At 74.5% G+C, this 25,131-nt stretch carries 20 protein-coding genes and 2 tRNA genes; 9 read left to right on the top strand and 13 right to left on the bottom strand.

Going from position 1 to position 25,131, the window contains the following annotated elements; genetic code table 11:
* The 6 genes from clpX to GWJ10_RS02635 all read right to left on the bottom strand — a co-directional run.
* On the bottom strand, positions 1-793 hold a 793-nt coding region (gene clpX / locus GWJ10_RS02660; protein ID WP_163184794.1), incomplete at its 3' end, for an ATP-dependent Clp protease ATP-binding subunit ClpX.
* Between the two features lie 202 nt (positions 794-995).
* Positions 996-1,712 carry an ATP-dependent Clp protease proteolytic subunit gene (locus GWJ10_RS02655; protein WP_021482022.1) on the bottom strand — a complete coding sequence of 239 codons (717 nt, stop codon included), beginning with the start codon at positions 1,710-1,712 and terminating at the stop codon, positions 996-998.
* A gap of 37 nt (positions 1,713-1,749) precedes the next feature.
* Positions 1,750-2,397: an ATP-dependent Clp protease proteolytic subunit gene (locus GWJ10_RS02650; RefSeq protein WP_044144211.1), complete on the bottom strand. Its 648-nt coding sequence runs from the start codon at positions 2,395-2,397 to the stop codon at positions 1,750-1,752.
* A gap of 242 nt (positions 2,398-2,639) precedes the next feature.
* The gene (gene tig, locus GWJ10_RS02645; RefSeq protein WP_061269281.1) at positions 2,640-4,049 is read right to left on the bottom strand and encodes a trigger factor; all 1,410 of its coding nucleotides are present in this window, start codon (positions 4,047-4,049) and stop codon (positions 2,640-2,642) included.
* A gap of 166 nt (positions 4,050-4,215) precedes the next feature.
* Positions 4,216-5,172 carry a DMT family transporter gene (locus GWJ10_RS02640; RefSeq protein WP_083712041.1) on the bottom strand — a complete coding sequence of 319 codons (957 nt, stop codon included), beginning with the start codon at positions 5,170-5,172 and terminating at the stop codon, positions 4,216-4,218.
* Between the two features lie 84 nt (positions 5,173-5,256).
* Positions 5,257-5,330: transfer RNA gene (locus GWJ10_RS02635), tRNA-Pro, on the bottom strand.
* Between the two features lie 188 nt (positions 5,331-5,518).
* Here GWJ10_RS02635 and GWJ10_RS02630 point away from each other — a divergent pair.
* The 4 genes from GWJ10_RS02630 (at position 5,519) to GWJ10_RS02615 (ending at position 8,840) form a co-directional block, all read left to right on the top strand.
* Positions 5,519-5,589: transfer RNA gene (locus GWJ10_RS02630), tRNA-Gly, on the top strand.
* Positions 5,590-6,042: 453 nt separating this feature from the next.
* Complete coding sequence (cysK, locus tag GWJ10_RS02625) at positions 6,043-6,978, top strand: cysteine synthase A (protein ID WP_021482934.1); 936 nt, start codon at positions 6,043-6,045, stop codon at positions 6,976-6,978.
* Position 6,979: 1 nt separating this feature from the next.
* The gene (gene epsC, locus GWJ10_RS02620) at positions 6,980-7,609 is read left to right on the top strand and encodes a serine O-acetyltransferase EpsC (protein ID WP_241005631.1); all 630 of its coding nucleotides are present in this window, start codon (positions 6,980-6,982) and stop codon (positions 7,607-7,609) included.
* A 181-nt stretch (positions 7,610-7,790) separates the two neighbouring features.
* Positions 7,791-8,840, top strand: coding sequence for an LLM class F420-dependent oxidoreductase (locus tag GWJ10_RS02615; RefSeq protein ID WP_163184792.1), 1,050 nt, complete (start codon positions 7,791-7,793; stop codon positions 8,838-8,840).
* Positions 8,841-8,859: 19 nt separating this feature from the next.
* Here GWJ10_RS02615 and GWJ10_RS02610 read toward each other — a convergent pair whose 3' ends face one another.
* Positions 8,860-9,249 carry an MGMT family protein gene (locus GWJ10_RS02610; protein WP_083712040.1) on the bottom strand — a complete coding sequence of 130 codons (390 nt, stop codon included), beginning with the start codon at positions 9,247-9,249 and terminating at the stop codon, positions 8,860-8,862.
* A gap of 67 nt (positions 9,250-9,316) precedes the next feature.
* Here GWJ10_RS02610 and GWJ10_RS02605 point away from each other — a divergent pair, with 67 nt between their 5' ends.
* Complete coding sequence (locus GWJ10_RS02605) at positions 9,317-10,657, top strand: GNAT family N-acetyltransferase (RefSeq protein ID WP_163184790.1); 1,341 nt, start codon at positions 9,317-9,319, stop codon at positions 10,655-10,657.
* Positions 10,658-10,693: 36 nt separating this feature from the next.
* Here the strand turns inward: GWJ10_RS02605 and GWJ10_RS02600 are convergent, their stop codons facing one another.
* Together GWJ10_RS02600 and GWJ10_RS02595 are read right to left on the bottom strand one after the other, a co-directional pair.
* Complete coding sequence (locus GWJ10_RS02600; protein ID WP_076406712.1) at positions 10,694-11,701, bottom strand: zinc finger domain-containing protein; 1,008 nt, start codon at positions 11,699-11,701, stop codon at positions 10,694-10,696.
* 1 nt (position 11,702) lies between these two features.
* Entirely contained in the window at positions 11,703-12,164 is a 462-nt protein-coding gene (locus tag GWJ10_RS02595; protein ID WP_021482425.1) for a ribose-5-phosphate isomerase, read from the bottom strand.
* A gap of 60 nt (positions 12,165-12,224) precedes the next feature.
* On the opposite strand from GWJ10_RS02595, the gene GWJ10_RS02590 reads away from it, so the two are divergent.
* Entirely contained in the window at positions 12,225-14,279 is a 2,055-nt protein-coding gene (locus GWJ10_RS02590; protein ID WP_163184788.1) for a M13 family metallopeptidase, read from the top strand.
* Positions 14,280-14,348: 69 nt separating this feature from the next.
* On the opposite strand, the gene GWJ10_RS02585 is transcribed toward GWJ10_RS02590, so the two are convergent.
* Together GWJ10_RS02585 and GWJ10_RS02580 are read right to left on the bottom strand one after the other, a co-directional pair.
* On the bottom strand, positions 14,349-15,542 hold the full coding sequence (locus GWJ10_RS02585; RefSeq protein ID WP_163184786.1) for a hypothetical protein: 1,194 nt from the start codon (positions 15,540-15,542) through the stop codon (positions 14,349-14,351).
* Positions 15,543-15,732: 190 nt separating this feature from the next.
* A complete protein-coding gene (locus GWJ10_RS02580) occupies positions 15,733-16,332 on the bottom strand; it encodes a DsbA family protein (protein ID WP_061269282.1) in 600 nt (199 codons plus the stop codon).
* A gap of 253 nt (positions 16,333-16,585) precedes the next feature.
* Between GWJ10_RS02580 and pepN the strand changes: the two genes are divergently transcribed.
* Positions 16,586-19,177, top strand: coding sequence for an aminopeptidase N (pepN, locus tag GWJ10_RS02575; protein ID WP_163184784.1), 2,592 nt, complete (start codon positions 16,586-16,588; stop codon positions 19,175-19,177).
* 178 nt (positions 19,178-19,355) lie between these two features.
* On the opposite strand, the gene malQ is transcribed toward pepN, so the two are convergent.
* On the bottom strand, positions 19,356-21,533 hold the full coding sequence (gene malQ, locus GWJ10_RS02570) for a 4-alpha-glucanotransferase (protein WP_043658677.1): 2,178 nt from the start codon (positions 21,531-21,533) through the stop codon (positions 19,356-19,358).
* Positions 21,534-21,623: 90 nt separating this feature from the next.
* On the opposite strand from malQ, the gene GWJ10_RS02565 reads away from it, so the two are divergent.
* A complete protein-coding gene (locus tag GWJ10_RS02565) occupies positions 21,624-22,766 on the top strand; it encodes a mechanosensitive ion channel family protein (RefSeq protein WP_163184782.1) in 1,143 nt (380 codons plus the stop codon).
* A 69-nt stretch (positions 22,767-22,835) separates the two neighbouring features.
* On the opposite strand, the gene GWJ10_RS02560 is transcribed toward GWJ10_RS02565, so the two are convergent.
* Positions 22,836-23,117 carry a PTS glucose/sucrose transporter subunit IIB gene (locus GWJ10_RS02560; protein WP_255181276.1) on the bottom strand — a complete coding sequence of 94 codons (282 nt, stop codon included), beginning with the start codon at positions 23,115-23,117 and terminating at the stop codon, positions 22,836-22,838.
* Positions 23,118-23,324: 207 nt separating this feature from the next.
* Between GWJ10_RS02560 and ptsP the strand changes: the two genes are divergently transcribed.
* Positions 23,325-25,028, top strand: a complete 1,704-nt coding sequence (ptsP, locus tag GWJ10_RS02555) for a phosphoenolpyruvate--protein phosphotransferase (protein ID WP_163184780.1) — start codon at positions 23,325-23,327, stop codon at positions 25,026-25,028.
* The last annotated feature ends 103 nt before the right edge of the window (positions 25,029-25,131 follow it).

Here is a 25,131-nt window from a genome sequence, read left to right as displayed (position 1 = left end):
CCGCCACGATGTCGTCCAACCCCGCAAACGCCCCCGCCACGATGAACAGCACGTTCGAGGTGTCCACCTGGATGAACTCCTGGTGCGGATGCTTACGACCACCCTGCGGCGGCACCGACGCCGACGTGCCCTCGATGATCTTCAACAACGCCTGCTGCACACCCTCACCCGACACGTCCCGCGTGATCGAAGGGTTCTCCGCCTTCCGCGCCACCTTGTCGATCTCATCGATGTAGATGATGCCCGTCTCAGCCTTCTTCACATCGAAGTCCGCCGCCTGCACCAGCTTCAACAGGATGTTCTCCACGTCCTCACCGACATACCCCGCCTCGGTGAGCGCCGTCGCGTCCGCGATCGCGAAAGGCACGTTCAACATCCGCGCCAACGTCTGCGCCAGATACGTCTTGCCCGTCCCCGTCGGACCGATCAACAAGATGTTCGACTTCGCCAGCTCCACGTAGTCCGCGTCGTCCGGGTTCGAGGGCTTGGCCTGCTCGCCCGCCTGCACGCGCTTGTAGTGGTTGTAGACGGCGACGGCCAGGGCCCGCTTCGCGGCGTCCTGGCCGATGACGTACTGCTCGAGGAACTCGAAGATCTCCTTGGGCTTGGGCAGCTCCGTGAGGCCGAGCTCCGTCGCCTCGGCGAGCTCCTCCTCGATGATCTCGTTGCAGAGGTCGATGCACTCGTCGCAGATGTACACGCCGGGGCCCGCGATGAGCTTCTTGACCTGCTTCTGCGACTTGCCGCAGAACGAGCACTTCAGCAGGTCGGCACCGTCTGAGATACGAGCCACTACGCGTCTCCTTGTCCCGGTGACCGGTCCTCCGCCCGTCGGGTTCGACGGCGCGGGGCCCGGGCACGGCCGAGCGGGTCCTGCTCCCCATTCCACACCACGGGGCCCCCGTTGTCAGGTGGGCTCTCCGCACGGGGCGCAACGTGTCGCGCCGCCGACCCCGGCGGGGACGGCGGCGCGGCGCGTGGTCAGGCGGACCGGGTCACGGCTTGTTGACCGCGACGGCCTTGCGGCTCTCGAGGACCTGGTCCACGAGGCCGTACTCCTTCGCCTGCTCGGCGGTGAGGATCTTGTCGCGCTCGATGTCCTGGCGGACCTGCTCGACCGACTTGCCCGAGTGCAGCGCGAGGGTGTCCTCGAGCCACTCGCGCATGCGGATGAGCTCGTTCGCGTGGATCTCGATGTCGGACGCCTGCGCGTAGCCGCCACCCTCCATCGCGGGCTGGTGGATGAGCACGCGCGCGTTGGGGAGCGCGAGACGCTTGCCCGGCTGGCCCGCGGCGAGCAGCACGGCCGCGGCGGAGGCCGCCTGACCGAGGCAGACCGTCTGGATCTGGGGCTTGATGTACTGCATCGTGTCGTAGAGCGCGGTCATCGCGGTGAACGACCCGCCCGGCGAGTTGATGTAGAGGATGACGTCGCGGTCCGGGTCCTGGCTCTCGAGCACGAGGAGCTGGGCCATGACGTCGTCCGCGGACGCGTCGTCGACCTGGACGCCCAGGAAGATGATGCGGTCCTCGAACAGCTTGGTGTAGGGGTCCTGTCGCTTGAAGCCGTAGGCGGTGCGCTCCTCGAACTGCGGGAGCACGTAGCGGGCGGACGGCGCACCGCCCGGCAGGGCGATGCCGCCGGGGCGGGCCGCGGGGCCGGCGAGGCGCTGGGCGGTGGACAGGTACTGGGACTCGGCGCTGAAGCTCACGGGTTCTCCTCGGTGAAGTCTGGTGTCCGGTGCGGGGTCAGGAACCCGTGGTGCCGCCGCCGCCGGTCACGGACGACGCGTTGGTGACGACGTGGTCGATGAAGCCGTACTCCAGCGCCTCCTGCGCGGTGAACCAGCTGTCCCGGTCGTTGTCCTTGAGGATCTGCTCGAGCGGCTTGCCGGTCTGCTCGGCCGTGAGCTCGGAGAGCACCTGCTTCATGTGCATGATCAGCTGCGCGTTGATGCGCACGTCGGTCGCCGTGCCGCCGATGCCGCCGGACGGCTGGTGCATCATGACGCGCGCGTGCGGCGTCGCGTACCGCTTGCCCTTCGTGCCGGACGAGAGCAGGAACTGCCCCATCGACGCCGCCATGCCCATGGCGATCGTCGCGACGTCGGGCTGGATGTACTGCATCGTGTCGTAGATCGCCATGCCGGCCGTGATCGAGCCGCCGGGCGAGTTGATGTAGAGCCAGATGTCCTTGTCCGGGTCCTCCGCGGCGAGCAGCATCATCTGGGCGCAGATGGCGTTCGCGTTCTCGTCGCGCACCTCCGAGCCGAGCCAGATGATGCGCTCCTTGAGGAGCCGGTTGTAGATGGAGTCGTTGAGTCCGAGGCCCGGACCCTCGGCGCGGTTCACCGGGGCCGTCGCGTCGGACGGCAGGTACAGCTCGTTCACATCCATCTCCTTCGTCGCTCCCGCGGGTCGCCCCCGCCTGCGCTGCCCTGGCCGGCCGGGACGGCGTCCCGGTCCAGCCGTGCTGCAGTGACCCTAACGCGGTCCGTGCCCGCCGTTCGTCCCGGCGGGCCGCGTTTTCGCTGACGGCGCACCAGGCACCACGCCCCTCGCCGACGACGACGGCCCGCACCCTCGCGCGGAGGGTGCGGGCCGTCCTGGGGACCGTCCGGCCGGGGGCCGCCGACGCGTCAGGCCTTCGTCGCGTCCTTCTCGTCGTCCTCGACCGGGGCGTCGGCGGCGGGGGCGGCCGAGTCGTCCACGAGCGCCTCCTCGACCGGCTCGCCCGCGACGTCCTCGACGGACTCGTCCGCGGCGGCGTCCTCGTCGTCCGAGCCGATGAACTCGGTCAGGTCGACGACGTTGCCGGCGGTGTCCTTGACCTCGATCTGGCGCAGCGCGACGGCGAGCGACTTGGAGCGCGCGACCTCGCCGACCATCGCGGGGATCTGCCCGCCCTGGTCGAGCGACTGGATGAACTGGTTCGGGTCCATCCCGTACTGGCGCGAGGCGCTCACGAGGTACTCGAGGAGCTCGTTCTGCGCGACCTTGATCTCGAGCTGCTCGGCGAGCGTGTCGAGCAGGATCTGGTTGCGCAGGGCGTCGGTCGCCTCGACCGTGACCTCGGCGCGGTGCGTGTCGTCCTCCAGGCGGCCCTCGGACTCGAGGTGGCGGTGCACCTCGGCCTCCACGGCGCCCGCGGGGACGGGGATCTCGACGGCGTCGTTGAGCGCCTTGAGCAGCTCGTCGCGCGCGGCGACGGCCTGGTTCGACGTCTTGATGCTCGCGACCTGCTCGCGCAGGTCCGCCGTGAGCTCCTCGAGCGTGTCGAACTCGGAGGCGAGCTGCGCGAAGTCGTCGTCGGCCTCGGGGAGGTCGCGCTGCTTCACGGACGTGGCGGTGACGGTGACCGCGGCCTCCTTGCCCTCGTGCTCGCCGCCGGCCAACGGCGCGTTGAACGTGGTCGTCTCCTCGGCCGAGAGACCGGTGAGCGCCTCGTCGAGGCCCTCGAGCATGTTGCCCGAGCCGATCTGGTAGCTCACGCCGGAGACGGAGTCGACCTCCTCGCCGTCGATCTCGGCCTTCAGGTCGAGCACGACGAAGTCGCCCTCGGCCGCGGGGCGGTCGACGCCGACGAGGGTGCCGAAGCGCTCGCGCAGCGCGTCGAGGCGCTCGGTGACGTCCTCGTCCGTGACCTCGGCGGGCTCGACGGTGATGGCGAGCGAGTCGAGCGCGGGCAGCGTGATCTCGGGGCGGACCTCGACCTCGGCGGTGAAGACCAGCTGGCCCTCGCCGGCCTTCGCCGGGATCTCGGTGACCTCGACCTCGGGCTGGCCGAGGGGGCGCAGGTTCTCCTCGCTCGCGGCCTGGCGGTAGAAGCCGGAGAGCGCGTCGTTGACGGCGTGCTCGATCACGGCGCCCCAGCCGACGCGCTGGTCGATGACGCGGGGCGGGACCTTGCCCTTGCGGAAGCCGGGGATGTTCACCTGCTCCGCGATGTGCTTGTAGGCGTGGTCGATGCTCGGCTTGAGCTCGTCGTACTCCACCTCGACGGTCAGCTTGACCTTGGTGGGGTCCAGGGTCTCGACGGCGCTCTTCACTTCGATGATCTCCAACTGATCGGGGCGGGCCGCGGGCGGCCGGGGACGGCACCGCACGCGGGCGTACGGGCAACCGTCCCATCGTACGCGAGCGGTCAAGCGCGCCCGACGCGCGGGTCTGTCCGCGATCCTGACCCGATCCTGACTTCGATCCCGACCCCGATCCTCACCTCGACCCGGGCCGTGGTCCCGGCCGGGGCACGACGAGCAGCACCGCGAGCGCGACGACCGCGGTCGCGACGACGGTCGGCCAGCGCAGCCCCACCACGCCGAGCACGTCGAGCAGGACCGCCATGACCATCTGGCCCCCGACGACGGTCAGCGTGAGGACGAACGTGCCGAGGTGGCGCACGGCGAACGCGGCCGCGACGGTGACGACCGTCCCGAGCGGCCCGCCCAGGTAGAGCCACCACTGCGGGGGCAGCACGACGCCGTCGAGCACGCCGAACGGGACGCCGAGCGCGCACACGAGCGTGATCCCGGCGAGCCCGCCCGTGACCGACGTGAGGGTCGCCACGACCGGGTCGCCCGTGAGCTGCGTGACGCGGCCGTTGCCCGCCTGCTGCCCGCACAGCACCGCGCCGCCCACGAAGAGCGCCGCACCGGCCGCGACGACCGCCCACCCGGGACCGCCCGCGCTGCTCCCGAGCACCGCGATGCCCAGACCGGCGAGCGCCGCGAGGCCGGCGCCCGCACGACGCGGCGTGAGCCGCAGCGGCGCGGGCAGGCCGACGCCCCGCGCGTCGAGCGCGAGCCCGGCGACGGTCTGGCCGGCCACGGAGCAGACGGACGCGACCGCGACCCCGACGAGGGGGATCCCGGCGGCCATCGCGACGACGATCGGCACGCTGCACAGCCCGACGGCGAACCACCACCACGAGGCGGACGAGCGCACGACGGCGAGCGTGGACCGGACGCGGCGGCGGGCGACCACCACGAGCACGGTCGCGAGGAGGGTGCCCACGTAGGAGAGCCACGCGGCGAGGACGGGCCCCGTGCCCGCGGCCCCGAGGTCGCCGTTGAGGCGTCCCTGGAGCGAGAGGACCGCACCGCTGCCCGCGGCGACGAGCGCGGCGAGGGTCACGCGGGCTGCCGGACCGGCGGTCGCGGAGGACGGGGTCAACGGGCACCTCCCGGGGACGGGACCGCCTCGACGGTCCGGACGTCGACGACGTCCCGCGGCGCCCCGCAGGGCGCCGCGCGAAGGTCGGGGTGACAGGATTTGAACCTGCGACCTTCCGCTCCCAAAGCGGACGCGCTACCAACCTGCGCCACACCCCGTCGTCCGCCACGGCGGGCGGACCAGGGGCAAGTGTACTGGCGGGACGGGGAGCGACCGACGGGCCGCCGCGTGGGGAACGCCGCGGCACGGGCGGCCCGCCGACGTTTGCTAGGGTGGCGGCCGCAGGTCGGTGGCACGCCGTCCCGGGCGGCCGCACAGGCCGACCACCGGGCGAGCCGAGGCCCGCGCGGGCGTAGCTCAATGGTAGAGCCCCAGTCTTCCAAACTGGCTACGCGGGTTCGATTCCCGTCGCCCGCTCCGTTCGTCCCACGACCCCACGGGCGCCCCGCCTCCCCGGCGCGGCGCCCGTCGTCGTTCCCGGGCGCCGCGGACGGCGTTGCAGGCCCGCGCCGCGGACCGATAGCCTCGGGGCACGCGCGCCGTCGGCCCGCCCGGAGCTCCGGGCGACTCCCCCGGCGCGACCGACCAGGAGGAGCGAGGAATGACCGCGACGACCGCGCGTCCTGCATCGCTGCACCGCGCCGCGCCGCGCACCTCCTGTTGTCGCTGTCTCGGCTGCCGCTGACGACGGCCGTCCCCGCGTGCCCCGGCACGCCCGCGCACGCCCCTCGTCCCGCCCGAGCCCGTCCCGTCGCCCGCGCGCGCCCGCGCCGCCCCCGCGAGACGCTGGACCCCGGCCACCGGGCGCGCCCCGCTCCCCATCGGTACCCCCACCCGGCTCACCCCGAGCCGTCGACAGAAGAGGAAGACATGGCACGCATCTACGACGACGTCACGCAGCTCGTCGGCAACACCCCGCTGGTCCGGCTCAACAAGCTCACCGAGGGGCTCGGCGCCACCGTGGTGGGCAAGCTCGAGTTCTACAACCCCGCCAACTCGGTCAAGGACCGCATCGGCGTCGCGATCATCGACGCCGCCGAGGCGTCCGGCGAGCTGAAGCCGGGCGGGACGATCGTCGAGGCGACGTCCGGCAACACCGGCATCGCGCTCGCGATGGTGGGTGCGGCGCGCGGGTACGACGTCGTGCTCACGATGCCGGAGACGATGTCGAAGGAGCGCCGCGCGCTGCTGCGCGCGTTCGGTGCCGAGCTCATCCTCACGCCGGGCTCCGAGGGCATGAAGGGCGCGGTCAGCCGCGCGGACGAGATCGTCGCCGAGCGCGAGGGCGCGATCCTCGCCCGCCAGTTCGCGAACGAGGCGAACCCGGAGATCCACCGCCGCACGACGGCCGAGGAGATCTGGGCCGACACCGACGGCGCGGTCGACATCGTCGTCGCGGGCATCGGCACGGGCGGCACCATCACGGGCGTCGGCCAGGTGCTCAAGGAGCGCAAGCCCGGCGTGCAGATCGTCGCGGTCGAGCCCGAGGAGTCGGCCATCCTCAACGGCGGCCAGCCCGGCCCGCACAAGATCCAGGGCATCGGCGCGAACTTCGTGCCCGAGATCCTCGACACCTCGGTCTACGACGAGGTGATCGACGTCAACGCCGAGACCGCCGTCGAGTACGCGCGCCGCGCCGCCAAGGAGGAGGGCCTGCTCGTCGGGATCTCCTCGGGCGCCGCGATCGCCGCCGCGCTGCAGCTCGCCGCGCGTCCCGAGAACGCGGGCAAGCTCATCGTGACGATCATCCCGTCGTTCGGCGAGCGCTACCTGTCCTCCGTCCTCTACGCCGACCTGCTGGACTGACGTGACCGACCCCCACCCCCGCGCACGGACGGCCGGCCGCCGGCTGCGCCGGTTCGTGCGCGTGCTCGGCGAGGACCTCGAGGCGGCCCGACGGCGGGACCCCGCCGCGCGCAGCCGCCTCGAGGTCGCTCTCGCGTACCCCGGCGTGCACGCCGTGTGGGCCTACCGGCTCGCGCACCGCATGTGGCGCGAGCCCCTGCTGCGCCTGCCGGCGCGGCTCGTGTCGCAGGCCGCGCGCGCGCTCACCGGCGTGGAGATCCACCCCGGCGCGCGCATCGGCCGACGGCTGTTCATCGACCACGGGATGGGCGTCGTCGTGGGCGAGACGGCCGTGGTCGGCGACGACGTCGTGCTGTTCCACACGTCGACGCTCGGCGGGCGCTCGATGAAGCGGGGCAAGCGGCACCCCACGCTCGGCGACCGGGTCGTCGTCGGCGCCGGGGCGAAGATCCTCGGGCCGGTGTGGGTCGGCGACGACGTCCAGGTCGGCGCCAACGCCGTCGTCGTCAAGGACGTGCCCCCGGGCGCGGTCGCCGTCGGCGTGCCGGCCACCGTCCGGATGCCGGCGGGCACGCCCGCCGCGCGGGAGGCCGTCGAGGACCCGTCGCTCCTCATCGAGTACGTCATCTGAGGAGGACGCCGGGGGCGGCCCCGGATCGGCTAGTGTGGTCGTGGGCGGTACCTGAGACCGCGCGTACCGGATACCCCCCTGCCCGGTGCGCCCTCGGGTACCGCCCGCTCACCGCCGGCCGCAGCCGCCCGTCCGTGGCCGCCGGTCCCGGCACCACGACCCTCGACGAGGAGGAGCGCGCATGCGCCTCGGCATCCACACCGGCTACTGGTCCGCCGGTCCCCCCGACGGCATCCAGGACGCGGTCGTCGCGGCCGACCGCCTCGGCGTCGACTCGGTCTGGACCGCGGAGGCCTACGGCTCCGACGCGTTCACGCCGCTGGCGTGGTGGGGCTCGCGCACGACCCGCATCCGCCTCGGGACCGCCGTCGCGCAGGTCTCCGCACGCACCCCGACCGCGACGGCGATGGCCGCGCTGACGATGGACCACCTCTCGGGCGGCCGGTTCGTCCTCGGCCTCGGCGTCTCCGGGCCGCAGGTGGTCGAGGGCTGGTACGGCCAGCCGTACGCGAAGCCGCTCGCACGGACCCGCGAATACGTGCAGGTCGTGCGCGACGTCCTGCGCCGGGAGGCGCCCGTGACGTCGTCCGGCCCGCACTACCCCCTCCCCCTTCCCGACGGCGTCGGGACCGGGCTGGGCAAGCCGCTGCGCTCGACCGTCCACCCGCTGCGCGCCGACCTCCCGATCCACCTCGCGGCCGAGGGGCCGAAGAACATCGCGCTCGCCGCCGAGATCGCGGACGGGTGGCTCCCGCTGTTCTACTCGCCGCGCATGGACGCGACGTTCCGCGAGCTCCTCGCGGACGGCTTCGCGCGCCGCTCGCCCGAGCGCTCGCCCGAGTCCGCGTTCGAGGTGAGCGCGACCGTCCCCGTCGTCGTGCGCGAGCACGTCGAGCAGGCCGCGGACCAGGTGCGCCCGTTCCTCGCGCTGTACGTCGGCGGGATGGGCGCCAAGGGGGCGAACTTCCACCGCGACGCGCTCGACCGCCTCGGGTACGCCGAGGCGTGCGACGAGATCCAGGCGCACTACCTCGCGGGACGCAAGGACCTCGCGGCGGCCGCCGTCCCGACGGCGATGGTCGAGGACGTCGCGCTCGTCGGCCCGCCCGAGAAGATCGCGAGCGACCTCGCGGCGTGGCGCGAGACGGCGGTGACGACGCTCCTCGTCCAGGGCGACGCGACGGCCGTGCAGACGCTCGCCCCGCTCCTCGCGGCCCCGACCCCGGGCTGACCGGCCCGGCGCCGCGCGGTCAGCCGTCCGCGCCGGGGAACCACACCGCCCGGCGCAGGTCCACGCGACGCCCGTCGCGCGACAGCGGGCAGCCCTCGGCGCGGAGTTCCGCGAGCGCCGCGTCGAGGTGGTGCGCGGGCGGCGACCCCGCCGCGTTGACGATCCGCCACCACGGCACGGGGGTGCCGTCGTCGTCCACCCCGGACGACCCGGCGAGCACCTGCCCGACCTGGCGCGGGCCGCCCCGCCCCAGCGACTCCGCGACGATCTCCGCGACGAGCCCGTAGGTCATGGCCCGCGCGGGCGGGACGCGCCGCACGAGGTCGAGCACCGCGGTCGCGTACTCCTGGGCGAGGGCGCGAGGGTCGGCGCGGTCGTCGCCGCCGCGTCCGGGGGTGCGTCGTGCCATGGCGCCCGACCCTAGCCGTCGCGAATGTCCTGGCGCGAGCACGGCCCGGGACAGGAGGATCGGGGGCATGAGCGACCACCGACCCGCACGCCTCCCCGACGGCTACGAGCTCGTCCCCCTCACGTCCGCCGACCTGCGCGACGTGCTCGACCTCGACACCACGACGTTCCCCTCGCCGGTGGAGGTCGACGAGCTCGTCGACCTCCCGTTCCCGCTCACGTGGGAGCGCGCGCTCGGCGTGACGGTCGAGCGCGAGGACGCGGACGCGCCGCCCGTCGACGGCGCGCGTCCCGTGCGGCGCGAGCTCGTGGGGATGCACGCGTCGTACCCGTTCGCGCGCTTCCCGGTCCCCGGCGCGACCGCTCCGGTCGCGGGCCTCACCTGGGTGGGCGTCCACCCCGCGCACCGGCGGCGCGGCATCCTCAGCGCGATGATCGACACGCACCTCGCCCGGTGCCGCGAGCGGGGCGAGCCGGTCTCGGCGCTCTTCGCGGCGGAGGCCGCGATCTACGGCCGGTTCGGGTACGGCAAGGCGGCCGACGACGTGCGCCTCACCGTCCCGCGCGGCGTCGCGCTGCGCGACGTCCCGGGCGCGGAGCGGCACACCGTCCGCATCGAGCGCGCGGACCGCGCGCGGCACGGCGAGCTCGTCGCGACGATCCACGAGCGCGCGGGCGCCGACCCGACGGGCCAGGGCGCGGGCATCAACCGTCCGGGGTGGGCGACACGCGAGACCCCCGAGCTCCAGGCGACGTTCTGGGACGACGCCAAGGTCTGGCGCAAGGACCGCGAGCCCACGCGCATCGCGATCGTCGAGCTCGACGGCGAGCCGCGCGGGTACGCGCGCTTCCACCGCAAGCTCTCCTGGGAGGCGACGGGCCCGCGCGGCCCGGTGAGCACGGGCGAGGTCGTCGCGCTCGACGCCGCGGCCGCCCGCGCGCTGTGGGGCGTGCTCACCGACCTCGACCTCACGCACGAGGTGACGCCCTTCATGCTGCCGGTGGACGACGTCGTCACGAGCCTGCTCGTGGACCCGCGCTCCGCGTCGCCGCGCCTCGCGGACAACCTCTGGGTGCGGGTCGTGGACGTGCCCGGCGCGCTCGCCGCGCGCCGGTACGCCGCGGACGTCGACGTCGTGCTGCACGTGACCGACGAGCGACTGCCCGACAACGCGGGGCGCTGGCGGCTGCGGGCGGAGGCCTTCGGCCCGGCGACGGCCGAGCGGACCGACGACGCGGCGGACGTCTCCCTCGACGTGCGCGAGCTCGGCGCGACCTACCTGGGCGGGACGTCGCTCGCGGCCCTCGGCGCGGCAGGTCTCGTCACCGAGCACTCCCCCGGCGCGCTCGCACGCACGAGCGCGGCCCTCGGCTGGCCCGTCGCCCCGGTGTGCAGCTGGGTGTTCTGACCGGGCGGGCGCACCCGGTCCCGGGTGCGCCCGCCGTCACGTCTGGCAGACGCCGCACCAGAAGAGGTTGCGCCCCGCGAGCTCCTTGAGGAGCACCGGCGTGCCGCACACCCGGCACGGCAGCCCGTCGCGGTGGTACACGTAGAACGCCTCGTCCGCGGGCACGGCGCCGGGAGCGACGTCCGTGTTCTGCCGCACGCGCCGTCGTCCCGCCCCCGCCTCGTCGGGGGCCTCGCCCGCGCCGTCGTCGCGGTGCTCGGGGCGCGTCGTGACGATCGCGCCCGTGCGCGCGCCGTCGCGCATGAGCACGACGAGGTCGTCCCACAGGCTCCGCAGGTCCTCCGCGGGCACGTCGCGGCCGGGGCGCATCGGGTCGAGCCCCGCCCGGAACAGCGCCTCCGCGCGGTAGATGTTCCCCACGCCCGCGACGACGTCCTGGTTCATGAGGAGCAGCCCGACGGGGCTGCGCGAGCGCCGCACCGCGGCGACGAACGCGTCGCGCGGGTCGGGCTCGCCGGGGCCCGGGTCGCGGATCGGGTCCGGACCGAGCCGGTCCTCGACCGCACGCTTCTCGTCGTCCGTGACGACCTCGCACGCCGTCGGGCCCGTGAGGTCCGCGACCGCGTGCGCGCCGACGAGCCGGACGCGCACGGCGCCGCGCGGCGGCGGGGGCGACCAGGCGTCGTCGGGCGCGCCGGGCACCTCCGCCGGGCCCGCCGGGACGGTCTCGCGCTCGCCGATCCGGCGCCGGGGCGCGCCGATCGCGTGCACGACGGCGGTGCTGCCGTCGCCCGCGAACGTCCACGCGCCGTAGAGGCCGAGGTGCACGCGGAGCCAGCGGACGTCGTCGGACGCGCCGCCCGGCCCCGCGAAGCCGAGGAACATCTGCTTGCCCCACGCCTCGCTCGCGACGAGCACGCGGCCGTCGAGCAGGGCGGCTCCCGCGGCGAACCGGCCCTGCGGGCTGCTCACCGCGAGCGGCTCGCCCGTGAACAGCTCACCGAAGGCGCGCGCGAGGCGGTGGACGGTGTGGCCCTCGGGCACGTCAGGCCGAGGTGCCGCGCGCCGCCTCGTACGCCGCGAGCTGGTCGATGCGGCGCTGGTGGCGCGGGTCGCCGCTGAACGGCTCCGCGAGGAACGCGTCGACGAGCGCGACCGCCTCGTCCACCGAGTGCTGGCGCGCGCCCACCGCGACCACGTTCGCGTCGTTGTGCTGGCGCCCGAGGCGCGCGGTCTCCAGGTTCCAGGCGAGCGCCGCGCGCACGCCGACGACCTTGTTCGCCGCGATCTGCTCGCCGTTGCCCGAGCCGCCGATGACGACGCCCAGCGAGCCGGGCTCCGCCGCCACCGCCTCGCCCGCCGCGAAGCAGAACGACGGGTAGTCGTCCTGCGCGTCGTAGGTGTGGGCACCGTGGTCGACGACGTCGTGACCCGCCGCCCCCAGGTGCTCGACGAGATGGGTCTTGAGCTCGTAGCCGGCGTGGTCCGCGGCGATGTGAACGCGCATGGGCTCATCATGCCCCAGCGGGCCCCCTCGCCGCCGGGGTGAGGCCGTAGCCTGAGACGCATGACACAGACCTCCCCGACGTCCACGCCTCCGTCCTCGTCCGGCCCGGCCGACGCGGCGCGCTCCGGCATCGACCTCGACGCGCTGGACCCCGCGGTCCGCCCGCAGGACGACCTGTACCGCCACGTCAACGGCCGCTGGCTCGCGACGCACGAGATCCCCGCCGACCGCGCGATGGACGGCGCGTTCCGGGCGCTCCACGACCAGGCCGAGGTGCACGTCCGCGAGATCATCACGGACCTCGGGGAGCAGGTCGCGGCAGGCGGCGCGGACGTCGGGCCGGACGCGGCGAAGGTCGGGGCCCTCTACGCGAGCTTCATGGACACCGAGCGGATCGAGGCGCTCGGCACCACGCCGCTGCAGCCCGACCTCGCGCTCATCGCGTCCGCCACGACGCAGGCCGAGCTCACCGGGGCGCTCGGCGCCCTCCAGCGCACGGGCGGCGCGGGCGCCGTAGGCTTCTGGGTCGACAACGACGCGAAGGACCCCGAGCGCTACGTCGCCTACCTCTACCAGTCCGGGCTCGGCCTGCCGGACGAGGCGTACTACCGCGAGGACCAGTACGCCCCGGTGCGCGAGAAGTACGTACCGCACGTCGCGCGCATGCTCGCGCTCGCGGGCGTCACGTCCGAGACGTGGGGCGCGTCGCCCGAGGACGCCGCCGAGCGGATCGTGGCGCTCGAGACGAGGCTCGCCGCGAAGCACTGGGACGTCGTGCGCGACCGCGACGCCGACCTCACGTACAACCCGCGGACGCTCGCCGCGCTCGTCGAGGAGGCCCCCGGGTTCGACTGGCGCGCGTGGGTCCTCGCGCTCGGCGCGCCGCAGGGCTCGCTCGACGACGTCGTGGTCCGCGAGCCGGACTTCGCGGCCGGGTTCGCCGAGCTCTGGGCGAGCGAGCCGCTCGAGGACTGGAAGCTGTGGATGGTGTACCACCTCGTCACCGCCCGGGCGCCCTACCTCTCCGACGACCTCGTCGAGGCGAACTTCGACTTCTACGGGCGCACGCTGTCGGGCGCGCAGGAGGTGCGCGAGCGCTGGAAGCGCGCCGTCTCCGTCGTCGAGGGCGCGCTCGGCGAGGCCGTCGGCGCGCAGTACGTCGCGCGGCACTTCCCGCCCGCGCACAAGGCGCGCATGGAGGAGCTCGTCGCCACCCTCGTGGCCGCCTACCGCGAGTCGATCACCACGCTCGACTGGATGACGGACCAGACGAAGGAGAGGGCGCTCGCCAAGCTCGAGGCCTTCACGCCGAAGATCGGCTACCCCGTGCGGTGGCGCGACTACTCGGCGCTCGTCGTCGACGCGCACGACCTCGTGGGCAACGTGCGCCGCGCCCACGCGTTCGAGCAGGACCGCGAGCTCGGCAAGATCGGGCGCCCGCTCGACCGCGACGAGTGGTTCATGACGCCGCAGACGGTCAACGCCTACTACAACCCGGGCATGAACGAGATCGTCTTCCCCGCCGCGATCCTGCAGCCCCCGTTCTTCGACCCCGAGGCCGACGACGCCGTGAACTACGGCGGCATCGGCGCCGTGATCGGCCACGAGATCGGTCACGGCTTCGACGACCAGGGATCCAAGTACGACGGCGCGGGCCGCCTCGAGGACTGGTGGACGGCGCGCGACCGCGAGGAGTTCGAGAAGCGCACGACGGCGCTCGTCGCCCAGTACGACGCGTACCGACCCGCGCAGCTCGGCGAGGACGGCCCGCACGTCAACGGCGCGCTGACCATCGGCGAGAACATCGGCGACCTCGGCGGCCTGTCGATCGCGCTCAAGGCGTACCGCATCGCGCTCGGCCGTCCGCTGGAGGAGGCGCCCGTCGTCGACGGGCTCACGGGCATCGAGCGCGTGTTCCTCGGCTGGGCCCAGGTGTGGCAGTCGAAGGGCCGGGACGAGGAGGTCGTGCGCCGCATCGCGACGGACCCGCACTCGCCCAACGAGTTCCGCTGCAACGGGGTCGTGCGCAACGTGGACGAGTTCTACGACGCCTACGACGTGCAGCCGGGCGACGCGCTCTACCTCGCCCCCGAGGAGCGCGTGCGCATCTGGTGACCCCGGACGCGCGAAGGGCCCGCGGCGGGTCGTCCCGCCGCGGGCCCTCCTGCGTGGTGGTCGGGCCGGTCAGAGCGTCCGGATGCCCGCGCGCGCGATGGTGAAGCCCTTGCCCGTGGCGTCGTCGCGGCACGTCATGCCGGTCTCGGCGCTGTCGCACGTGAAGGGGCCGACCGTCGTGGACGTGCCGTAGTCGAGGATCGCGGTGTCCCCCGGCGCGGGCTGCGGCTGCTCCGCCGCGGGCACGCACGGCTGGTCGACGCTGCCGTCGGCGTCCAGGACGACCTTGTAGCCGACCGTGCCGTCGCACCCGTCGACCGGGGCGGGCTGCGTGCCGAGCTGGGCGATCACGCACGTCGCGCTGACGTCGGTCACCTCGCACGTGATGTTCCGCGACTCCGACGCGAACGTCTCGGACACCGTGGGCTCGGCCGGTGCCGTCTCCTCGGCGCCGTCCGTGGCGGTCGCCGCCGGGGACGTCGACGCCCCGCCGAGCGGTTCCTCGTCGCCGCCGCCGAGCAGCGAGATCGCGAAGACGATCGCCCCGAGGACGAGCAGCGCGTCGACGACGATGAACGCGATCCACCCCGCGCCGAGCCGGTTCGAGCCGCGACCGCCGCCGCCTCCGCTGCGCCCGTCGCGCCGACCGGTCGACGGTCCGGACGGGGCGCCCGCCCCTCCCGACGTGGTGCGCGGGGCGGCGGCGGCCGGGGCTGCCGAGGCCGGCGGGTGGTAGGCGGGCTGCTGCGCGGGCGGCGTGGCGGCCGCGTAGGCGGGCTGGGCGGTCGGCTCGTACGCCGCGGTCGCGCCCGCGTACGGACCGGCCGCAGCGTGACCGGCCGCCGTGTCGCCCGGCGCGTAGCCGGGACGGCCCGCGGCCGTCCCGACCGGGGCCGCGACGCCGAACCCGTTCTGCTCGGTCGCGTAGCGCACGCGCTGCGGCGGCACCGGCGACGGCGAGGGCGCCGGGACCGCAGGCTGTGCCGCCGTCGGGAGCTGGGTGATCGGCGTCACGTGCTGGACCGTCGTCGCCTGGAAGGACGCCGCCGACGCGACGACGGTCGGCTGGCCGTCTGCGGGCGTCGCGCGCGGCGCCTGGGCCGTCGGGCCGCTCGTCGGGGCGAACGAGGGCGGCCCCGAGGTCGCGTGCGCGGGCACGGGGGCGAACGCCGTGGTCGGCTGGGCGTCGTCACGACCGACCGCGGCCCCCGGGACGCCGCCGGGGGGCGGCGGCGGCGGTGGCACGGGTGCGTTCGGGGACATGCTCGGCTCCTCGCGGGCTTCCTCGGCGGTCTCGCCCGGCGCGACCGGGCGGCGGGCGCTCCTGGAACCGCCCGCGAACTGACGAAGCATGGCACGAGCCACCCGCACCGGTCGAACCCCGGGATCCCCACGACGCCCACGCCCCCGCGGTCTGCACGACGTCCGCACGACGGCGGCGCCGCGCCCGGCCTCAGTCGAAGACCGGACCCTGGGTGCGCGTGCGCTTGAGCTCGAAGAAGCCCGGCGTGCTCGCGACCAGGACGCACCCGTCCCACAGCCGCCCGGCGGCCTCGCCCTTCGGCGCGGGCGTCACCACGGGACCGAAGAACGCCGTCCCGCCGAACGCGACGACGGGCGTCCCGACGTCCTCACCGACGCGGCCGATGCCCTCGGCGTGCGACGCGCGCAGCTGCTCGTCGTAGGCGTCGGAGCCCGCCGCCTCGGCGAGCGACGCGGGCAGGCCCACCTCCGCGAGCGCCTCGAGCAGCACGGCGTCGTAGTCCGTCCGCCCGCCCGGGTGCAGGCGCGTCCCGATCGCGTCGTAGAGGGGCTTGACGACGTCCTCGCCGTGCTCGACGCGCGCGGCGGTGACCACGCGCACCGGGCCCCACGCCTTCGCCATGAGCTCGCGGTACTCCTCCGGCAGGTCCCGGCCCTCGTTGAGCACCGCGAGGCTCATCACGTGCCAGCGGACGGTGACGTCGCGCACCTGCTCGACCTCGCCCATCCAGCGGCTCGTCATCCACGCCCACGGGCACACGGGGTCGAACCAGAAGTCGGCGACGCGCACGTCGTCCTCGGTCGCGGTGGGGTCGGTCGTCGCGGTGAGCGTCACGGGGCGGTCTCCTTCGTCGTCGGGCGCGCCCGGGGTCCGGGTCGCCGGGGGCGCGGCGGCCGGGCCGACGGCGTCACCACCCCGTTCCGACACCGCGCGAGGGCAGCGTATTCCCGGGAGCGGGCGCGGGCACGCGTGGGATGATCGTCCGTGGCCCACAGGCCGCCGTCGAGGCCGACCGGCCCGACCACGAGACCGAGGAGATGCAGTGCCCGGAGAGAACCTCACCCGCGCCGAGGCGAGCGAGCGCGCGGCGATCGTCGACGTCCAGTCCTACGAGGTCGACCTCGACCTCACGACGGGGGCGACGACGTTCGCGTCGACGACCGTGGTGCGGTTCACCGCGACCGAGGGCGCGAGCACGTTCGTCGACCTCGTCGCACCGACCGTGCGCGAGGTCGTGCTCAACGGCCGTGCGCTCGACCCGGCGCAGGTGTTCGCCGACTCGCGCGTCGCGCTCGACGGCCTCGCGGCCGACAACGAGCTGCGCGTCGTCGCCGACTGCGCGTACACCAACACGGGCGAGGGCCTGCACCGGTTCGTCGACCCGGTCGACGGCGAGGTCTACCTCTACACGCAGTTCGAGGTCCCGGACTCGCGGCGCGTGTTCGCCGTCTTCGAGCAGCCCGACCTCAAGGCGACGTTCGCGTTCACGGTCACCGCGCCCGCGGCGTGGGAGGTCGTGAGCAACCAGCCGACGCCCGCGCTCGAGGCGCTCGGCACGAAGGCCGACCCGACCGGCACGGGCGCCGGCGACGTCGAGGTCGCACGCTGGACGTTCGAGCCGACGCCGCGCATCTCGTCCTACATCACCGCGCTCGTCGCAGGGCCGTACGTCGTGGAGCGCAGCGAGCTCACGTCGTCCGACGGCCGCACGATCCCGCTCGGGGTCTTCTGCCGCGCGTCGCTCGCCGACCACATGGACGCCGACTACGTGTTCGACAAGACGCGCGAGGGCTTCGCGTTCTTCGAGTCCGCGTTCGAGCACCCGTACCCGTTCGACAAGTACGACCAGCTCTTCGTGCCCGAGTACAACATGGGCGCGATGGAGAACGCCGGGTGCGTGACGTTCACCGAGACGTACGTCTTCCGGTCCAAGGTCACCGACGCGGTCAAGGAGCGTCGCGTCGTGACGATCCTCCACGAGCTCGCGCACATGTGGTTCGGCGACCTCGTGACCATGAAGTGGTGGAACGACCTGTGGCTCAACGAGTCGTTCGCGGAGTACGCGTCGACGCTCGCGACCGCCGAGGCGACCGAGTGGCGCGAGGCCTGGACGACGTTCGCCGCGATGGAGAAGTCCTGGGCCTACCGCCAGGACCAGCTGCCCTCGACGCACCCCATCGTCGCGACGATCAACGACCTCGAGGACGTGTTCGTCAACTTCGACGGCATCACCTACGCCAAGGGCGCGTCGGTGCTCAAGCAGCTCGTCGCGTGGGTCGGCAAGGAGCAGTTCCTCGCCGGCGTCGCGGCATACTTCCGCAAGCACGCGTGGGGCAACACCGAGCTGCGCGACCTGCTCGTCGAGCTCGAGGCCACGAGCGGCCGCGACCTCACCGCGTGGTCCGCGCTGTGGCTCGAGACCGCGGGCGTGAACACCCTGCGGCCCGAGTTCGACCTCGACGCCCACGGCCGCTTCACCACGTTCTCCGTGGTGCAGACGGCGGCGGCCGACCACCCGACGCTGCGCCCGCACCGGCTCGGGATCGGGTTCTACGACGTGCAGGAGGTCGACGGCCGACGGGTCCTGACCCGCGTGCACCGCACCGAGGTCGACGTGGCCGGGCCGCGCACCGAGATCCCCGAGCTGCTCGGCCTCGACCGCCCGCAGCTCGTCCTGCTCAACGACGACGACCTCGCGTACGCGAAGATCCGCCTCGACCCCGCGTCGCTCCAGGTCGCGACCGAGCACCTCGCGGACCTCGCCGACCCGCTGGCCCGCTCGCTCGTCTGGGGCTCCGCGTGGGACGCGACGCGCGACGGCGAGACGCCGGCCAGCGACTACGTGCGCCTCGTGCTGGGCAACATCGCCCGCGAGACCGAGTCGACGACGATCCGCACGACGCTCAACCAGCTCGCGCTCGCCGCGAAGACGTACGTGGCCCCGGAGCGCCGCGAGGAGACGCTCGCGCACGTCGGCGACGTGCTCTGGTCGCTCGCGCAGGACGCGGCCCCCGGCTCGGACCTGCAGTTCCAGCTCGTGAAGTTCTTCGCGCACCTCGCGTCGACGCCCGCGCACGGCGAGGCGCTGCGGTCGCTGCTCGACGGCTCCGCTGCCCTCGACGGGCTCGAGATCGACACCGACCTGCGCTGGGAGATCCTCGAGGGGCTCGTCCTGCTCGACCTCGCGGACGACGCCGAGATCGAGGCGACGCTCGACGCCGACTCGACCGCGACGGGTCAGCAGTCCGCCGCGCGGGCCCGCGCGACGGTGCCCACCGCGGCGGCGAAGCGCGCCGCGTTCGACCGCCTCGTCGGCTCGGACGACGCCCCCAACGCGATCGTCCGCGCCACCACGCTCGGGTTCCAGCACGTCAACGACCCCGAGTCGCTCGCCCCGCTCGTCGGCGCGTACTTCGACGCGCTGCTCCCCCTGTGGGACCAGCGGTCGTACCACATCGCCGAGGCGCTCGTCACGGGCCTCTACCCGGCCCCGCTCGCGAGCACGGTGCTGCGCGACGCGACGCAGGAGTGGCTCGACGCCAACGCCGACGCCGCTCCCGCGCTGCGCCGGCTCGTGGTGGAGAACCTCGCCGGCGTCGAGCGCGCCCTCGCGGCCCAGGCCGCCGACGCCTGACCCTCGGGTCAGCACCCCTCACGACCGCGCGCCGGGTCGCTCCGCACGACGGGGCGGCCCGGCGCTCGTCGTCCCGCGCGGGTCCGCGACCAGGCGGTACCGGCGCCGCGAGCAGGCGATCCCGGCGCGTGCGGCGAGCAGGACGGACCAGGACGGCCTGCTCGGCCGGCTCGGCCGGTCAGAGGGAGTCGTTCATCGCCTTGGCAAGCGAGCGCAGGCGGGCGGAGTCGAACAGGTCCTCGAGCAGGACGAGGTTGCCCGACGAGTCGCCGAGGGGCACCTTCCAGTTCGGGTACTCCTGGTCCGTGCCCGGCTGGTTCTGCGAGCGGCGCTCCCCCACGGCGTCGGCCAGCGAGACGCCGAGCAGCACGGCCGGGGTGCTGCGGACGAGGCGGTGCAGGGCCTCGACGAGCTCGCGCTCGGACGGGTCCTCGCCCACGAGCGAGCGCTCGCGCAGGAACGCGATCATCGCGTCCCGCTCGGCGCGCGCGGCCCGGCGCACGTCGGCGACGTCCTCCGTGAGCACGCCCAGACGGTCCCGCAGCTCGACGTGCTCGCCCGCGAGATACCCGGCCGTGGGCGGCAGGTCGTGCGTCGTGACGGTCGCGAGCGCGAGGCGCCGGTAGTCCTCCGGGGGCAGCGGACGGCCGTCGTCGGTCTTCTCGAACCACAGGACGGACGTGCCGAGGACGCCGCGGTCCGCGAGGTAGTCACGCACCCAGGGCTCGAACACGCCGAGGTCCTCGCCGATGACCATCGCGCCCGCGCGGTGCGCCTCGAGGCACAGGATGCCGACGAGGGCCTCGTGGTCGTAGCGGACGTACGCGCCCGCGTCGGCGCGCGCGCCGCCCGGGATCCACCACAGCCGGAACAGGCCGATGACGTGGTCGATCCGGATCGCGCCCGCGTGCCGCAGGACGGTGCGCAGCATGTCGCGGTACGGGGCGTACCCGGCCCGCGCGAGCGCCCGCGGGTGCCACGGCGGCTGGGACCAGTTCTGCCCCTGCTGGTTGTACATGTCCGGCGGCGCTCCGACGGACACCCCGGTGGCGAGCACGCCACGGTGCGACCAGACGTCGGCGCCCTCGGGGTGCACGCCGACCGCGAGGTCGTGCATGATCCCCACCGACATCCCCGCCTCGCGCGCGGTGCGCTGCGCGACGCGGAGCTGCTCGTCGGCGACCCACTGGAGCCAGCAGTAGAACTCCACGCGGTCGGCGAGCTGCTCGCGCAGCGCCGCGACGGTCGGGCCGTTCGGGTCGGACGCGCCGGGCGGCCAGTCCCGGTCGCCGTAGTGGTCGGCGAGCGCGCACCACGTGGCGAAGTCCTCGAGCCCCTTGCCCTGCTCGGCGCGGAACGCGTCGAGCGACGCCTGGCGGGCGGTGGACCGGGGCGCGGTGAACACGACCTCCAGCGCCGCCTTCTTGGCCTCCCACGCGGCGTCGCGGTCGATGGGACCGGGGTCGGTGTCGAGGTCGCGCACCGGGTCGAACGCCCACTCGACGAGCGAGCGGTCGGCCGCGGACAGGTACCCCGTCTCGCGGATGTCCTCGACCCTGATGTACAGCGGGTTGACGAAGCGGCGGCTCGTCGGGAGGTAGGGCGAGGGCGTCATCGGCGTGCGCGGCTCGGCGGCGTGCAGCGGGTTGACGAGGACGAAGTCCGCGCCGGCCTCGTGCGCGGCGAGCCAGGCGAGGTCGGCGAGGTCGGCCAGGTCGCCGACGCCCCACGACGCGCGCGAGCGCACCGAGTACAGCTGGGCCATGAAGCCCCACGCGCGCCGTTCCGCGACGGCGGCGGGCAGCTCGAGCCGCTGCGGCGTCACGACGAGCGTCGCGCGCGCGTGGGCGCCGTCGCTCTCGGCGTGCAGGTCGTGCCACCCGAGGGGCAGGTCGGCCGGGATCTCGAACGTCGCGCGGCCGACGCGCCGGCCGTCGACGGTGCGCGGCTCGACGAACACGTCGAGCTGGCCGAGGTCGCGGCGCTCCCGGGGGGCGCGCGCGGCGTGGTGCCCGGCGACGCCGGAGCGGCCCTGCTCCGCCTCGAGCTCGACCCACACGTCGACGGCAGCGCCGTCCTGCACGTGCACGGGGACCGGCACGGCGTCACCCTGCCGCACGACGACGGTCGGGGGCAGCATCTGCCGCCACGCGTCGTCGCGCGAGTGCTCGAGGCTGACGGCGACCTTCTCCGGGGACGACGCGGGGACGCCGAGGGCCTCCAGCACGGCGACGAGGGTCGAGGCCCGGACCTGGCGGCGCGTCCCGTCGAAGTCCCAGAAGTCGGACGCGACGCCGTGGGCGTCGGCCAGCTGCACCAACGGCTCGGGCAGGTCCGTCTGCGGGGGTTCGCTCACGCCTGCATCCTGCCAGACCAGGGCCTTGCGAGCAGGACGATCGCCCGGCGTGCCCGGGGCGCTCTCATGTGCCCCGGGTACCCTGCCCGCATGTCCCTCCCCCTTCTCGCTCCTGCCGTGCGCGTGCCCGCGGAGGTCCCGGAAGAGCTGAGCAACGGCTTCGACCCGAGCAACCCCGACGACTGGTTCGAGTGGTTCGTCGGCCTCCCGCTGCGCGTGCTGCTCATCGTCGTGATCGGGGCGCTCGTCCTCGCGGTCGTGCGCCGGCTCATCCGTCGCGTCTCCGAGCACATCGCCGAGGGCACGCCCACGCTCCGCGGCAAGCGGCTCAAGGGCCTCGGCGGATCCGAGGTCGGCAGCGTGCTGCTGCGCGCGAACCCGCTCGCGAGCGCCCGCCGGGCCCAGCGGGCGCGGACCGTGGGCTCGGTGCTGCGCTCGACCGCGAACATCGTCATCGGCGCGACGATCGTGCTCATGGTGCTCACCGAGCTCGGCGTGAACATCGCGCCGTTCCTCGCGTCGGCCGGCATCGCGGGCGTCGCGCTGGGCTTCGGCGCGCAGAGCCTCGTGAAGGACTTCCTCTCGGGGACGTTCATGCTTCTCGAGGACCAGTACGGCGTCGGGGACACGGTCGACTTCGGCGAGGTCACGGGCACCGTCGAGGAGGTCGCGCTGCGCGTGACGAAGGTCCGCGACGGCAACGGCACGCTGTGGTTCGTCCGCAACGGCGAGATCCTGCGGACGGGCAACAAGACCCAGGAGTGGGGTCGCGCGGTGGTGGACGTGCGCGTCGCGTACTGGGCCGACGTCGAGGCCGTGCGCGCGGCGCTGCTCGCGGCCGCGGAGGAGGTCGGGAGCGACCCGGTGCTCGGCACGTACTTCCTCGAGCCGCCCGAGGTCACGGGCATCGAGGCCATGACGGCCGAGGCGCTGCAGCTCAGGGTGCAGGTCAAGACGCAGGCCGCGATGCAGTGGGAGGTGGCGCGCGCGCTGCGCTCGCGCGTCCGGCAGGCGCTGTCCGACGCCCGCGTCCCGCTGGCCGGGGCGCAGCAGGTGGTCGTCCTCGACCACTCGCCGTCGCTGCCCGACGACCGGGCCGACAACCGAACCGACGCGCGGGCCGACGACCGGCCCGACGACACGGGCGACCGGTCCGCGCAGGCGGCCCGCGAGCGGCGCGGCGCCGCCGCGGCGACCGTGGTGCAGGACGCGGCGGGCGGCCCGGCGTCCTGAGCCGCGCGGCGCCGTCGGGCACGACCACGACGGCGCCGGTCCCTCCGCGCGGAGGGACCCGGTGGGGACTCAGCGCAGGCCGTCGAGCTCCGCGGCGAGGTTGTCGGCCTCCGGGCCGACGATGACCTGGACGACGCGGCCCGAGCGCACGACGCCGAACGCGCCCGTCGCCTTGAGGCGCGCCTCGTCGACGAGCTGCGGGTCCGTGACCTCGACGCGCAGGCGCGTGATGCACGGCTCGAGGTCGACCACGTTGCCCTGACCCCCGAGGGCGTCGAGGATGTTCTGTGCCTTCTGGTCCGAGGGGGTGCTCATCGAAAGTGTCTCCTGAGGCGAGTCGCGGGTGGGGATCCGCGCGGGGGATCCGGGGTGTCGGGGTGCCGAGCACCTGGGAACAGCCTAGTCTCCTGGCGAGGTTGTCACCGGATCGACGCGGCCCCGCAACGCCCCCGCAACAGGGACGTGCGCGGCGCCTGGCGGTCGGACCGTGACGGGCACGCGTGCGCACCGGCCCGGGCACCCGGGTCGCACGCCCGAGGCGGACGAGGAGCGAGGGTCGTGACGGGCGGAACCGAGGACGAGGCACGGCAGGTCATCACGGGCATCGGCGTGTGCCCCGGCACGGTCGTCGGGCCGGTGGTGCTCATGCCGGAGGCCATCGACGAGCCGGCGCCCGGGCTGCGCATGGGTCCGCGCGAGGACCACGAGGCGCAGGCGCGGCGCGTCGACGCCGCGGCGGAGCAGGTCGCGGGCGATCTCCAGCGCGCCGCCGACGCCGCCGACGGGGACGCGCGCGACGTCCTCGAGGCGACGGCGGCGATGGCGGCCGACCCCACGCTCGCGGCTGACGCGCGGCGGCGCGTGCTCGACGAGCACCTCGTGCCCGAGCGCGCGGTGTGGGAGGCCGCGGAGGAGGTCGTGCGGCAGTTCACCGAGCTCGGCGGGTACTTCGCCGAGCGCGCCCGCGACGTCGCGGACGTCCGCGACCGGCTCGTCGCGGCCCTCACCGACCGCCCCGCGCCCGGCGTGCCCGAGCACACCGAGCCGTTCGTCCTCGTCGCGTACGACCTCGCGCCGTCGGCCACGGCCGCGCTCGACCCTGCGCGCGTGCTGGCGATCGTCACCGACGGCGCCGGGCCGACGTCGCACACCGCTATCGTCGCGAACGCCAAGGGCATCCCCGCGGTCGTCGCGGCCACGGGAGCGAGCGCGGCGCTCGCTCCCGAGGACGTCGTGCTGGTCGACGGCGCGGCCGGGACGGTCGTCGTGCACCCGTCGCCCGAGCAGGTGGCTGCGGCGCGGGCCCGCTCGCAGCAGGTGCGCACGTTCGACGGCACGGGCCGCACGCGCGACGGGCACCGCGTGCAGCTCCTCGCGAACGTCGGCGACCCGGCGGGCGCCGCGGCGGCAGCCGCGTCCGGCGCGGAAGGCGTCGGGCTGTTCCGCTCCGAGTTCTGCTTCCTCGACCGCGAGCAGCCGCCGACCGTCGCGGAGCAGGTCGCCGCCTACCGCACCGTCTTCCGCGAGTTCGGCGGGCGCAAGGTCGTGATCCGCACCCTCGACTCCGGCGCGGACAAGCCGCTGCACTTCCTCACCGTCGACGACGAGGAGAACCCGGCGCTCGGCGTGCGCGGGCTGCGCACCGCCGCGCGCTGGCCGGAGCTGCTCGAGCAGCAGCTCGACGCGATCGCGCAGGCCGCCGCGGCCGAGGAGGCCGAGGTGTGGGTCATGGCGCCCATGGTCTCGACCGTCGGGGAGACCGAGTGGTTCGTCGAGCGCTGCCGCGCGCACGGCCTCGACGTGGCGGGCGTCATGGTCGAGGTCCCGAGCGCCGCCCTGCTCTCCGGGCCGATCCTCGCGCGCGCGGCGTTCGCGTCGATCGGCACCAACGACCTCACGCAGTACACGATGGCCGCGGACCGGCTCCTCGGGTCGCTCGCGGAGCTGAGCGACCCGTGGCAGCCCGCCGTGCTCCGGCTCGTCGAGGCGACGTGCGCGGGCGGGGCCCAGCAGGGCCGGCCCGTGGGCGTGTGCGGCGAGGCGGCGTCCCAGCCGGTGCTCGCCGTCGTGCTCGTCGGGCTCGGGGTGTCGTCGCTGTCCATGACGGCGCGCGCGATCCCCGACGTCGCGGCGCTCCTGCGCGAGGTCGACGTCGACGAGTGCCGACGGCTCGCGCGCCTCGCGGTCGAGGCGGAGAGCGCGGCCGAGGCGCGCGCCGTCGTGCGCGAGAACCTGCCGGTGCTCGCCGAGCTCGGGCTGTGACGTGCGCCCGGACCGCCCCCGACGGCGGCTCCGGGCTCTGGAGCGCGCCGCCGCCGGTGCGATGATGGGCCGGTGACGACCGAGCCCACCCCCCGCCCGACGC

The sequence above is a fragment of the Cellulosimicrobium sp. SL-1 genome (assembly GCF_011033075.1).
GTDB lineage: Bacteria > Actinomycetota > Actinomycetes > Actinomycetales > Cellulomonadaceae > Cellulosimicrobium > Cellulosimicrobium funkei.
The sequence above is the reverse complement of the archived record's forward strand: the minus strand, read 5'-3'. Positions and strand labels throughout refer to the sequence as shown.